The sequence below is a fragment of the Aquimarina litoralis genome, assembly GCF_019295435.1.
Lineage (GTDB): Bacteria > Bacteroidota > Bacteroidia > Flavobacteriales > Flavobacteriaceae > Aquimarina > Aquimarina litoralis_A.
In genome coordinates this window covers 106,117-118,968 of sequence record NZ_WEKL01000009.1, presented here as the reverse complement: position 1 = coordinate 118,968, position 12,852 = coordinate 106,117, and the positions used below count along the sequence as shown (strand labels likewise).

Below are 12,852 nucleotides of genomic sequence, written 5' to 3'. Positions count from 1 at the left end.
TTATTCAGTTTTTATAACGAAATTTAAAATAAAGAAGAAAAACTCCTGAAATCGCAGTAATTCCATTTGCCAAAATCACTGGTAAACTATCGATCAAAAAACCGTAAACCAACCAACATAGAACCCCACTTTCAAAAATCAACAACATCGTCATGGATAAACTTTCTGCAGATTTTGCTTTCCAAGTTTTATATACTTGAGGCAAAAAAGCCACTGTAGTCAATATTGCCGCTACTAATCCTAATATTTCTATTGGGTCGATCATATTATTATTACACTACAAAGACTTTTAGTATTGTTTTATTAAAAGCACTTCGACACTTGTCCGCCTATGGAGGAAGCTCAATGTGACACTCCAAATTCCTTAACTAACTGATGCTTTGATTAATAGTTAGCCTACGATATTCACAATTTTACCAGGCACAACGATCACTTTTTTCGGCTCTCGCCCTGCGAGTTGTTGTTGCGTTTTTTCATGCGCCATTACTGCCGCTTCAATATCATCTTTACTCATATCCAATGGAAGTTCCATCGTAAAACGCATTTTTCCATTAAAAGATATCGGATATTGTTTTGAACTTTCAACCAAATGTTTCTCATCAAATATTGGAAATGCAGCTGTAGCAATAGAATCACTATGACCTAATTTGCTCCATAATTCTTCTGCAATATGTGGAGCATATGGTGATACCAATATTAGCAGTGGTTCTAAAATTGCTTTGGCATTACATTTTTGAGCAGTTAATTCATTCACCGCAATCATAAAAGTACTGACAGAAGTATTAAAAGAGAAATTCTCTATATCTTCTTCTACTTTTTTGATGGTTTTATGCAACGTTTTTAAATTATCCTTTGTTGGTTCTGCATCGGTTACTCCAAATTCTTCTCCATTATGGTATAATTTCCAAAGCCTCTTCAAAAACCCATGTACTCCTGTAATACCCGCAGTGTTCCAAGGCTTCGCTTGCTCTAATGGTCCTAAAAACATTTCATACAAACGTAAACTATCTGCTCCATACTGTTCACAAACTCCATCAGGGTTTACAACATTGAACCATCTTTTAGACATTTTTTCTACCTCACGTCCCACTATGTATTTACCATCTTCCAATTCAAATTCTGCATCTTTAAATTGAGGCTGCCAATTTTTTAAATCATTTGGATCTAATTCATCAGAAGCATTGATCATGTTTACATCTACACGAAGTTCTTCAACATCATATTGATCTTTCAATCCTTTAGAAACATACTTATTGGTTCCACTTACTCTATAGACAATAGCACTTGTTCCCAAAATCATTCCTTGATTGATCAGCTTTTTTGCAAACTCATCAACAGGAACAACTTCACGATCAAATAAGAACTTTTGCCAGAAACGTGCATATAACAAATGCCCTGTTGCATGTTCGCTACCTCCAATATATAGGTCAACTTCTTTCCAATAATCAATAGCTTCTTTAGAAAATACTACCTCATCATTATTCGGATCCATATACCTATTAAAGTAATACGAACTTCCTGCCCAACCAGGCATCGTATTTAACTCTAATGGAAAGACAGTAGTGTTATTTATTTTTTCATTACTAACTACTTTATTGGTTGCTGTACACCAAGCCCAAACATCAGCACGACCTAAAGGTGGTTYTCCGGTTTCAGTAGGTAAATATTTTTCTACTTCTGGCAACTCAATAGGTAAGTTTTCCAACGCTATCATCTGTGGCATTCCATCTACATAATATACTGGAAATGGTTCTCCCCAATATCGTTGACGGCTAAATACTGCATCACGTAGTCTATAATTAATTTTACCTTTTCCTTGACCAATTTGTTCTAGTTCGTAGATCGCTCTTTTCGTTGCTTTCTTATAATTCAGACCATCTAAAAAGTCTGAATTTGCAATGATTGTTTTTTCTTTATCTGCAAATGCTTCTTCGCTAATATCTACTCCATCAAAAATATTAGGAATATCAATCCCGAAATGTTTTGCAAAGTCATAATCACGTTGATCTCCACAAGGTACTGCCATCACTGCTCCAGTACCATAACCAGCTAGTACATAATCTCCAATCCAGATAGGTACAGGTAATTTGGTAAAAGGATGTTCTGCATAAGCTCCTGTAAACACACCACTAATGGTTTTTACATCTGCCATACGATCACGTTCACTACGTTTTGCTGTAGCTTCAATATATGCTTCGATCTCTGCTTTTTGCTCTGGAGTGGTAATTTTAGCTACCAATTCATGCTCTGGTGCTAATGTCATAAAACTTACTCCAAAAATAGTATCAGGTCTTGTAGTAAATACTTCTATTACCTCATCATGATCCTTTACATTAAAGGTAACACTTGCTCCTTGCGAGCGACCAATCCAATTGGTTTGTGCATCTTTTAAAGGTTGTGGCCAATCAATAGTAGCTAATCCATCTAGCAAACGCTGTGCATATGCCGAAATTCGCATACTCCATTGCGTCATTTTCTTACGAATCACTGGATGACCACCACGTTCAGAAACTCCATTTACAATTTCGTCATTTGCTAAAACAGTACCTAGTTTTGGACACCAGTTTACTTCGGTTTCTGCTAGATACGTTAGTCTATATTTTAAAAGAACTTCTTGTTTCTCTGTAGACGAAAAAGCATTCCACTCTTCAGCAGAGAAAGTAACAACATCTTCATCACAAACGGCATTTATAGTTGTATTTCCTTCTTTAGAAAACACTTCTTCCAGTTCATTTATAGCTCTTGCTTTATCAGCATCATTATCATACCAAGAATCAAAAAGTTGGATAAAAATCCACTGTGTCCACTTATAAAATTTTGGATCACTCGTTTTCACTTCTCTGCTCCAATCAAAAGAGAATCCTATTTTATCTAACTGCTCTCTATAACGGGCAATATTCTCTTTGGTGGTTATTGCAGGATGCTGTCCTGTCTGAATCGCATATTGTTCAGCCGGCAATCCAAAAGAGTCATATCCTTGAGGATGTAATACATTAAAACCTTTATGACGTTTATATCGTGCATAGATATCACTGGCAATATATCCTAACGGATGCCCAACGTGTAATCCTGCTCCAGAAGGATAAGGAAACATATCCAATACATAATATTTTGGTTTATCGCTATTATTTTCAGCTTTGAATGTTCCATTCTCCGCCCAATAAGCCTGCCATTTGGCTTCAATCGTATTAAAGTCGTAACTCATGATCTGAAATTAAGACCGCAAATTTACGATTTTATGTGAGTTTCCTATAGTTTTTTAGGTTAGTTTTTAGCGCTTCTTACTTTTGCTTCCATCGGTTGTAAGCAACTATAAATAAACGTATTTGTAGGTGTATCGATACCAAGTTTTTTTCCTTCTTTTACAATAAAACCATTAAAATTATCCAACTCCGATGGTCTACCTTCCATAATATCTCTTTGAGTGGATGCAGTAGCGTCATACGGTTGGTTTTTAATAAAATTCATAATACCTTCTACAATAGTTGTGGGCATCGCTACTTCTTTTGCAATAGCAACCTGATAAATTTCGGAAGCTGTAGCTCTCAATATACTATTAAGCTCTGGATGCTCATACATTTCTCCAATGGTAGCTTTGGTTAATGCCCCCAATCCACTTACTGTGGCAATAAACATAAATTTACTCCAAATATCTACTTGAATATCCTCCGAGATTTTGTTTTTAAAACCTGCCTTATCAAATACTTCTTTTATACGAAGCAGTCGATCTGACTTACTTTTATCCAATTCGCCAAAAATAATCTCTGGCGGATGCCCAAAATGAGAAATTACTCCTGGTGATTCAATCTTGCTATAGATTTTGCATAAGCCTCCTAGTACATGTTTATTATCTATTACAGAAATGATCTTTTCTGCATTATCAGCTCCATTTTGTAATGGAATCACAACAGTAGTATCTTTAAGTAATGGCTTTATAAGTTCTGCTGCTTCTTGAACTTGCCATGATTTTGTACAAATCAATATTAAATCGGCTTTATCAATTTGACGTATATCATCCGTTACCAAAAAAGGTGCTGTGACAAAATTTCCTTCAATACTCTTTACTTGTAATCCATTCTGAAGTATCGCTTCGAGATGTGCTCCTCTGGCTAGCATAGATACTTTCTGACCCGAAAAAGCAATTTTACCTCCAAAATACCCTCCTACTCCTCCTATACCAATAATTACTGTGTGCATATTTTTCATAATAAATCCTATAAAACAACTTACCTCCTATATTTTCTAAAAGCTTGAATTGTTTGATAAATACCATATAAAACCAAAATTTTCGTACAGAAATGCAAAAAATACAACCAAAATCCAGCATCATTATCTTTGAGAAAATCTATTTTATAAATAGGAGAAAAATTGCTGAATAATATCTCAAGATAGTTAGTAGATGGTTCAAAGAATTTATATGGACCATCGTATATTAAATTATTTAATAATATTGAACCTAATAAACTTATTAGAATAGTAAAAACAAGACCTCTAGTCCAGCTAATACCATAACCATTAGATATCCTGTTAAGGAATAACAATAACTTATCTCCCAATTGTTCATTCCATCTATTGATTTTCCATAAAGAATTGTTTAATATTCTTTGCTCACAAGCTATGGCATTTAAAAAGTCAAATGTATTACTAGACTTTTCAAAATTTTGTTTAAACAATCTTATGATTTCAATATCAGATTTTCGTGCTTTACTGATACGCAAAAATTGGATATCAATATCCTTATCTTTAATTAAATGCTTTGGTATATTTAATCTAAAACTTACACTTACATTATATAATCGAATGTAAGGTAATTTTTTCTCGTATTTTTGAAAAGGCAGCTCTAATGTATTAAATCTTGAATTTGATATATCAGCAGAGCCAAAAAGAACATTGCGTAACAATAGTGTATTGATGTTAGAATCTGAAATATTAATAAACACTCTACTACTATTAACACTATTACTTTCTATTCTACTAATTTTGGAGTTTGATATTTTAAACTTAGTAAAGAAAAGCTTTAGATGAGAGTCATTTTGAGCGCGATTAACACTTAAATCTATTCCGTTTTTGAATAATGAATTAATTAATTCAAATTCTATATTAATATTAAACTGTACTTTATGTTTTTTTAAATCATCTTTTGAATATCCTTCTTTATTAAGCATTACTACGCTTAGAGTTTCCAAATTATTACAATTCAAATCGAACAATAAAATACTATTTTCGATTTTAATTTTTAGTTTAAAACTAAAAATTAAAACCTTATTAATTATGTCTTTAGTTTTTTCTAAATGTTCAAATTCAATATACTCTATTAGTTCTTCAACTTTTGATATTTTCTTTTTTTTATCAACTCTAAACACAATATTTTTATTTATAAATCTATAAAAAAGATATCGCTATTTAAACATAAACAAATCTTTCTTATTAACCGATTTTAAACATTCATTAATTAATAATCAATGCTTAAAAAATATCTAGAATAATGATACGTTACTTTTATAAAGTAAGTTAAAACATCATACTTAAGGAATTCCTTTTTCGGTTAATTAATTCCAAAATCAGGTACCTTTTAGATTCAAAAGTCTGATTAACTTTATTATTTTTACCTGCAAAACAAATCTTTATGAGCTCATCCTTTGAAAAATATCAGAAACGCAGACTTATATCCTCTTATTTCTCTGTGGTGATTAGTATTTCTCTGGTACTTTTTTTATTGGGACTATTAGGTCTTTTAGTGTTGAATACCAAAAAGGTAGCAGATCATTTTAAAGAAAAAATTGCGTTAACCATTTATTTAAAAGATACAGCAAAAGAGGTAGAGATTAAACAAATGGAGAAAAGCTTAGCACTAGCAGAATATACAAAATCTACAACCTACATTTCTAAGGATGAAGCTGCAGAAGAACATAGCAAGGATATCGGTGAGAATTTCATGGATTTTTTAGGATACAATCCTTTACAAAATTCTATAGATGTATTTCTTAAAGCCGATTTTGTAGATCAAGTAAAGATTGATGAAATAACCACAAGCATTACCAAAAAAGATTTTGTAGATGAAGTAATCTATGACAAACCTTTAATCTCATTACTAAATGATAATATTAAAAAAATAAGTTTTTGGGTCTTGTTAATCAGTGGGATTTTCACATTTATTGCTGTATTGCTTATCAATAGTTCTATACGTTTATCCGTATACTCAAAACGTTTTATTATTAAAACAATGCAAATGGTAGGTGCGACGAAAAAATTCATTCGCAGACCTTTTGTTTGGAAGAGCATTCGTCTAGGTATGATCGGAGCAATTGTTGCATTAATAGGAGTAGGAGTTGTATTATATTATTTAGACCAAGCCTTTCCTGAACTCGGATTATTGAATGACAAAATCTTACTCATCGGTTTATTTGGAGGTGTTTTCGGAATTGGAGTTTTTATTACCTGGATTAGCACTTTCTTTGCTACACAGCGTTTTCTGAATCTTCGAACTGATGAATTATATTATTAATTATCACACGTTCTCATGAAAAAGACTGGAAGAATTTTCTTTTCCATATCATCTATATTGTTTATCATTTTTATGTGGATTGCCATTCAAACGTTTAAACCGATCCGCAACGTACAACCTGATGATGTTATAGAAATTACTGGCGTTGTTACCAAAATTGAAGAAAAAGGCGGTTTTGATATCGCCATTACTTTACAAAACGATCATCATTATTACTATATCAATCGTGGATTACAACAAGGTTTAACTATCCAACAATTACAAGAAGAATTAATGGGCAAAAAAGTTACTTTGTATTCTATTCATAGATGGACTATATTTACACGTGATAAAATTATGGGTCATATATCTAAAATACTAGTAGATGATCGCGTAATTTTTAATGAAATTAAAGAAGAAGAATAGTCTAAATTGGTGAATTCTATTTGCCTATGTATAAAAATAGAAACTCCAAATAAAATTAATAACAATACTCATGAGCAAACAATCCAATAATAACACCGTACACAAACCAGATTTCGTTTTTGGAAAGAAAAACTATGTAGTAATGGCAATTGGTATTGCTGTGATTGCTTTAGGATTTATTCTTATGGCAGGCGGAGGAAGTGATGACCCTAATGTTTTCAATCCTGACATCTATAACTTTAGAAGAATTCGCTTAGCGCCAATGATTGTTTTAATAGGATTTGGAATAGAAGTATATGCTATTTTATTAAATCCTGACAAGAAGAAAACCGCCTAAACAAACGATTTATCTTATCGTAGTTATATATTTGCATCGAATTTTACAAAACGTTCCTTATGGAAACTATTGATGCTATTATTTTAGGTGTTATACAAGGACTTACTGAATTTTTACCAGTTTCTTCCAGTGGTCATTTAGAATTAGGGAAAGCCATTCTTGGAGATCAAAGTGTACCTGAAGAATCGCTGCTTTTTACTGTTGTTTTGCATTTTGCAACTGCCTTAAGTACTATCGTTGTATTTAGGAAAGATATTTTACAGATTCTAAAGGGTCTTTTTCAATTTAAAAAGAATGAAGAAACTATGTTTTCTTTACGCATCATCGTTTCTATGATTCCTGCTGTTCTTATTGGTTTATTCTTTGAAGAACAACTGGAACAACTTTTTGGAGGAAACATCATGTTCGTTGGTTTCATGCTTCTGATAACTGCTGTACTTTTATGGTTGGCAGATAAAGCTAAAGACACTAATAAAATAGTAAGCACACCCAACGCTTTTGTTATTGGAATCGCTCAAGCCATTGCTATGTTACCGGGAATTTCTAGAAGTGGCGCCACCATTTCTACTTCCGTATTACTGGGTAACGACAAGACGAAAGCAGCAAGGTTTTCCTTTCTTATGGTAATTCCACTAATTTTTGGAAAGATTGCCAAAGACTTGCTCAGTGGTGATTTAAATATCTCTTCAGAGAACAGTTTTCCATTAATTCTAGGATTTTTAGCTGCCTTTATTTCTGGGCTTTTTGCCTGTACATGGATGATTTCTTTAGTAAAAAAGAGTAAATTATCATATTTTGCCTTATATTGTATTATTGTTGGTGTCATAGCCATCATCTTTGGTTTTATTAAATAGTCCCCAGTAATGCTAACCGAACAAGATTATAAAGACGGCCAGATTGTTCTGATCGACAAACCACTTCAATGGACATCCTTTCAGGTTGTTAATAAATTACGTTGGCTTATTCGCAAAAACTTTGGGATTAAAAAAATTAAAGTGGGTCATGCCGGTACTTTAGACCCTCTTGCTTCTGGATTGCTAATCATTTGTACGGGTAAGTTTACTAAGCGAATACAAGAATTCATGGGGCAAACCAAAGAATATACCGGAACAATTACATTAGGTGCCACCACACCTTCTTATGATCTAGAAACAGAAATAGACCAAACTTTTTCAATAGAGCATATTTCAGAAGAGAGCGTATTAAAAGCTACAGCAGGATTTATTGGAGAAATTGACCAATATCCACCCGTTTTTTCAGCGTTAAAAAAAGATGGAAAAAGGCTTTATGAGTATGCACGTGAAGGAGAAGAGGTTGCCATAGCAGCAAGAAAAATTACTATTTCAGAATTTGAAATCACTCGAATAGCATTACCGGAAGTGGATTTTAGAGTTGTCTGCGGAAAAGGAACTTATATAAGATCATTAGCACATGATTTTGGAAAAGCATTACAGAGTGGAGGTCATTTAAGTGCACTGAGAAGAACCAAAATTGGAGCTTTCTCAGTAGCTGATGCTGTCAGTCCTGAAATATTTGAAAATCAGTTAGGTGCAGAAATTGAAACCCTATAAAATATTGTAGTAGAAAAGGAGTTATAGATACCAATGGAATTTATAGAAAAACATAAGGCACTAATTATCACATCTATGTTGATGGGAATTTTTGTGATGACACTCTACAACATCAACATGGTGAATAAAAAGAAAGAGCAGTCGGAAATTCTTATGGAAATTCCTGAAGAGTTAATGGAAGAGCTTGCCAAACAAGAAGAACCTGAAGAAGAACTAGCTCCACAAGAAGATAGGGAATTAATCGCTTCTAAAAGAACTCACGACGCTTTTAATGAAGATTTCGAAGACTCTGAGGATTTCGAACAACGATTAAAATCTCTTACTGAATCTCCAGAAGCCACTGAACAAACTTCTGATAATGAAGAAATGGTAGAAGGGCAGGAAACCGTAAATGAAGAAATTATCGAGGAGAAAGTTGAGGAATCAAAAAAAGATGTAAAACCAATTTCTGAAGAAGTTAATAACAGAAATAGCTCTGTAACTTTTACATTAAAAGGAAGAAAGAAAAAAGACATTCCCAATCCAATTTATACGTGTAATGGAAGTGGGAAAGTCGTTGTAAAAATCGAGGTAAATCAGAACGGCTACGTTACCGATGCCAAGATTGATAAAAAAAGATCTTCTACTCGAAACGAATGTCTTTTTGAAAATGCTATTGAGTATGCACGAGATGCATTATTCTCTTCTTCTGAGATAGAAGAGCAAAAGGGCTATATTACATATTACTTTAATTATGGAGGATAGATAACTTACAATAGTTTTGCTAAATCCTCTGCAATATTATTTCCTTTATCCTTATTATACCAAACTTGTAAATCTTGTTTAAACTGTGGATCTAAGCTACCATGTAATTCTTTGTAATCATTTACCATTTTAGTAGCTACCGATGGTCTTGGACCCCAACTATCTACTACTTCTTGAGTCTCTTTATTATAAGCAATCAACTTCGGAATAGATTTTCCTCCATTGGTAAGAAAGTTATTCATTAGCTCATCATTATCATCTCTGGAAATAATTCTTAACTTAATTCCATCGTTCATTTCCGCCAGCTTATTAATAACAGGTAATGATTGCGCTGCATCTCCACACCAACCTTCTGTTAATACCAACCAAGTGATATCTGTATTAGCATTTGTGAAAGCATCTTTCACTTTATCATCTATTTTTAAGGTTTTATCCAATCGTTTCATTCTACGATCGTTAAGCATACTGTAATTAGTTAAGGCATCAGATTGTTCATGACCTGTAGACTTACCGTCAGCTAACAAATCACTTACTAAATCTCTATATTCTTGATAGGAATATGAATTATCAATTCCTTGTTCTATTAAATTATGTATTGTCATTGTTGTTGTTTCCATAGTTGTTATTTATCTCACAAACTAAGACGATAAAGATTTCTAAAACTTACAAATCATCCAACTCTTACTAAAGCATCAAAAGTACAATTTCAAAAAAAACATTTATGAGGTGATCCAAAAATATCAACTGGAATAGTGTATTTTTAAACAATAAATTTTTAAAATGTACTTCATGGGAAAAACTCGATGTGGTTGGTGTATTGGTGATCCGTTGTATGAATCTTATCACGATAATGAATGGGGTGTTCCTTTACACGATGAACGATTATTATTTGAATTTCTGGTTCTAGAGACTTTTCAGGCTGGATTAAGTTGGATCACTATTCTGAGGAAACGAGATAATTTTAGAGTTGCTTTTGATAATTTCGATTATCAACTTGTTGCGCAATATGATGAAAATAAAAAAGAAGAATTATTGCAAAATCCGGGTATTATTCGAAATAAGCTAAAAGTAAATTCGGCAATAACCAATGCTCAGAATTTTATCAAAATCCAAGAAGAATTTGGAAGTTTTGATGCTTATATATGGGGATTTGTAGATGGGAAACCTATTAAAAATGCCTGGAAAGATCACAAAGATTGTCCTGCAAACACACCGCTTTCAGATAAAATCAGTAAAGATTTAAAGAAACGAGGTTTTAAATTCGTTGGATCAACTGTAGTCTATGCTTTTATGCAAGCAATTGGAATAGTAAACGATCACATAGTGGACTGTTATAGATACAATGAGGTATAATATCACAATTTAGCACCATAAGAAAGATCTCCAGAATCTCCTAAACCAGGAATTATATACCCTTTAGAATTTAATTCTTCATCAATAGCAGCAATCCAGAGATGTGTGTTTTCGGGAAATATATTTTTAATATACTCCACTCCTTGATTTGACCCTATTACCGAAACAATATGAATTTGTTTTGGTATTCCATGATTTTTTAAAGCGTTCAAAGTATTCTCCAATGTTTTTCCAGTAGCCAACATTGGATCTACTAACACTAAAGTTTTATTTTCTATTGAAGGTGAAGCCAAGTAACTTACGATTACATCAAAATCATCACTATTTTCTTTATGTTCTCTATAAGCAGATATAAAAGCATTTTCCGCTTGATCAAAATAATTGAGAAGCCCTTGATGCAATGGCAAACCTGCTCTTAAGATTGCACAGAGCACCAGATCATTTTGAGGAGTTGAAATTTGCTTAATTCCTAAAGGTGTATGGACTTCTTTATCTGAATATATTAATGTTTTACTAAGTTCATACCCTAAAACTTCTCCTATCCGCTCTATATTCTTTCTAAAACGCATGGCATCTTTTTGGATAGCAACATCTCTTATTTCAGCAATAAATTGATTTAAAACTGAATTTTGGGTTTCAAGATTGTGAATAACCATATAAGTGAAAATTTTCTCCTATAAATCTACTTCAAAAATTTTATAAAATCATCTCTGGGGATTTCTTTTGCTCCTAGACTTTCTAAATGATTTGTATGCACTTGACAATCGATTAGTTTCACTTCATTTTGTTGCAAGAATTCTACTAGTTTAATAAACCCATATTTAGAGGCATTACTTACTTTAGAAAACATACTTTCTCCGCAAAATACTTTTTTATCTTTTAACCACACTCCATACAGACCTCCAACCAATTCTGAATCTTTCCAAACCTCAACTGAAGTTACGTATCCCATTTCATGAAGTGCTGTATACGCCTTTTTCATATCAGAAGTAATCCAAGTTCCTAACTGATCTACTCGATTTATGGTCGCACAATTTTCAATAACATTATTAAAATCCTTATTAAAGGTGACTGTAAAAGTATTTCTTCTAAATAGTTGTTTCATACTTTTACTAATCCTTATATCATCARGAAAAAGTACCATTCTGGGATCTGGACTAAACCATAAAATAGGTTGATCTTCATCATACCAAGGAAAAATTCCATTAGAATATGCATTTAACAATCTAGGTATCGATAGATCTCCGCCAATAGCTAGCAAACCATCTTCATTAGCGTTGGATACAGGTGGAAAAGCAATGGAATTATTAAGTATATACAAATCTAAATAGGCTAAGGTTTCTACAACGTTAAATATCAATTAGTTGTTTGAATTGACCAAAAAAATCACAATATTTGTTAAGACCTTTTAAGATAAATTTTGTTCATCATTGCTTTTTTGAGTTTTATTAAAAGGTTAACCTAAAACCACAATATGAAAAGTCCGACACTAATGTATCGGACTTTTTGCTTTCTATTTCAACAAGTTGCTGTTACTATTTGCAACAAATTATGCTTAAAATGGTAGATCGTCGTGATCTTCTTCTTTAAAATCGGTAGCAGGTTCAAACGCATCAGCAGGTGGCATTGGTGCTGGAGCTGAAGGAGCTGCTGCTTGTAAATTTTCAATTCTCCATCCTTGGATAGAATTGAAATATTTAGTTTCTCCCTGAGGATTTACCCATTCACGACCACGTAAATTGATACTTATTTTTACATCCTGACCTATCTGAAAGTTATTTAATAAATCACATTTATCTTGAATAAACTCAACCATTATATGTTGAGGATATTGCTCATCTGTAGTCACCACTATCTCACGCTTTCTGAAACCATTGCTTCCAAACGTTTGTGTTTCACCGACCATCTTTACTTTACCTTGTACTTCCATGTGTTTA

At 32.7% G+C, this 12,852-nt stretch carries 15 protein-coding genes; 7 read left to right on the top strand and 8 right to left on the bottom strand.

What is annotated here, in order from left to right; all coding sequences use genetic code 11:
- Positions 1-4 precede the first annotated feature (4 nt).
- From GBO31_RS07235 to GBO31_RS07220, 4 genes are all read right to left on the bottom strand, one after another.
- A complete protein-coding gene (locus tag GBO31_RS07235; RefSeq protein WP_219007662.1) occupies positions 5-265 on the bottom strand; it encodes a SemiSWEET family sugar transporter in 261 nt (86 codons plus the stop codon).
- Positions 266-391: 126 nt separating this feature from the next.
- Complete coding sequence (leuS, locus tag GBO31_RS07230; RefSeq protein ID WP_219007661.1) at positions 392-3,205, bottom strand: leucine--tRNA ligase; 2,814 nt, start codon at positions 3,203-3,205, stop codon at positions 392-394.
- A 59-nt stretch (positions 3,206-3,264) separates the two neighbouring features.
- The gene (locus GBO31_RS07225) at positions 3,265-4,206 is read right to left on the bottom strand and encodes a ketopantoate reductase family protein (RefSeq protein ID WP_246615794.1); all 942 of its coding nucleotides are present in this window, start codon (positions 4,204-4,206) and stop codon (positions 3,265-3,267) included.
- A gap of 20 nt (positions 4,207-4,226) precedes the next feature.
- Positions 4,227-5,363: a hypothetical protein gene (locus tag GBO31_RS07220; RefSeq protein ID WP_219007660.1), complete on the bottom strand. Its 1,137-nt coding sequence runs from the start codon at positions 5,361-5,363 to the stop codon at positions 4,227-4,229.
- 263 nt (positions 5,364-5,626) lie between these two features.
- Here GBO31_RS07220 and GBO31_RS07215 point away from each other — a divergent pair, with 263 nt between their 5' ends.
- The 6 genes from GBO31_RS07215 (at position 5,627) to GBO31_RS07190 (ending at position 9,562) form a co-directional block, all read left to right on the top strand.
- Entirely contained in the window at positions 5,627-6,505 is an 879-nt protein-coding gene (locus GBO31_RS07215) for a cell division protein FtsX (RefSeq protein WP_219007659.1), read from the top strand.
- 15 nt (positions 6,506-6,520) lie between these two features.
- Positions 6,521-6,910 (top strand): hypothetical protein, encoded by a 390-nt coding sequence (locus GBO31_RS07210; protein ID WP_219007658.1) that lies wholly within the window; start codon positions 6,521-6,523, stop codon positions 6,908-6,910.
- A gap of 70 nt (positions 6,911-6,980) precedes the next feature.
- Entirely contained in the window at positions 6,981-7,247 is a 267-nt protein-coding gene (locus GBO31_RS07205) for a DUF3098 domain-containing protein (protein WP_219007657.1), read from the top strand.
- A gap of 59 nt (positions 7,248-7,306) precedes the next feature.
- A complete protein-coding gene (locus GBO31_RS07200) occupies positions 7,307-8,101 on the top strand; it encodes an undecaprenyl-diphosphate phosphatase (protein WP_219007656.1) in 795 nt (264 codons plus the stop codon).
- A 9-nt stretch (positions 8,102-8,110) separates the two neighbouring features.
- On the top strand, positions 8,111-8,818 hold the full coding sequence (gene truB / locus GBO31_RS07195; protein ID WP_219007655.1) for a tRNA pseudouridine(55) synthase TruB: 708 nt from the start codon (positions 8,111-8,113) through the stop codon (positions 8,816-8,818).
- Positions 8,819-8,851: 33 nt separating this feature from the next.
- Complete coding sequence (locus GBO31_RS07190; RefSeq protein ID WP_219007654.1) at positions 8,852-9,562, top strand: energy transducer TonB family protein; 711 nt, start codon at positions 8,852-8,854, stop codon at positions 9,560-9,562.
- Between the two features lie 5 nt (positions 9,563-9,567).
- On the opposite strand, the gene GBO31_RS07185 is transcribed toward GBO31_RS07190, so the two are convergent.
- Positions 9,568-10,179, bottom strand: a complete 612-nt coding sequence (locus GBO31_RS07185; protein WP_219007653.1) for a thioredoxin family protein — start codon at positions 10,177-10,179, stop codon at positions 9,568-9,570.
- Between the two features lie 172 nt (positions 10,180-10,351).
- Between GBO31_RS07185 and GBO31_RS07180 the strand changes: the two genes are divergently transcribed.
- Positions 10,352-10,915 carry a DNA-3-methyladenine glycosylase I gene (locus GBO31_RS07180; protein ID WP_219007652.1) on the top strand — a complete coding sequence of 188 codons (564 nt, stop codon included), beginning with the start codon at positions 10,352-10,354 and terminating at the stop codon, positions 10,913-10,915.
- 2 nt (positions 10,916-10,917) lie between these two features.
- Here GBO31_RS07180 and upp read toward each other — a convergent pair whose 3' ends face one another.
- The 3 genes from upp to GBO31_RS07165 form a co-directional block, all read right to left on the bottom strand.
- A complete protein-coding gene (gene upp / locus GBO31_RS07175; RefSeq protein WP_219007651.1) occupies positions 10,918-11,571 on the bottom strand; it encodes a uracil phosphoribosyltransferase in 654 nt (217 codons plus the stop codon).
- 26 nt (positions 11,572-11,597) lie between these two features.
- Positions 11,598-12,236, bottom strand: a complete 639-nt coding sequence (gene aat / locus GBO31_RS07170) for a leucyl/phenylalanyl-tRNA--protein transferase (protein ID WP_219007688.1) — start codon at positions 12,234-12,236, stop codon at positions 11,598-11,600.
- A 234-nt stretch (positions 12,237-12,470) separates the two neighbouring features.
- Positions 12,471-12,845, bottom strand: a complete 375-nt coding sequence (locus GBO31_RS07165) for a DUF3127 domain-containing protein (RefSeq protein ID WP_219007650.1) — start codon at positions 12,843-12,845, stop codon at positions 12,471-12,473.
- Positions 12,846-12,852: the final 7 nt, after the last annotated feature.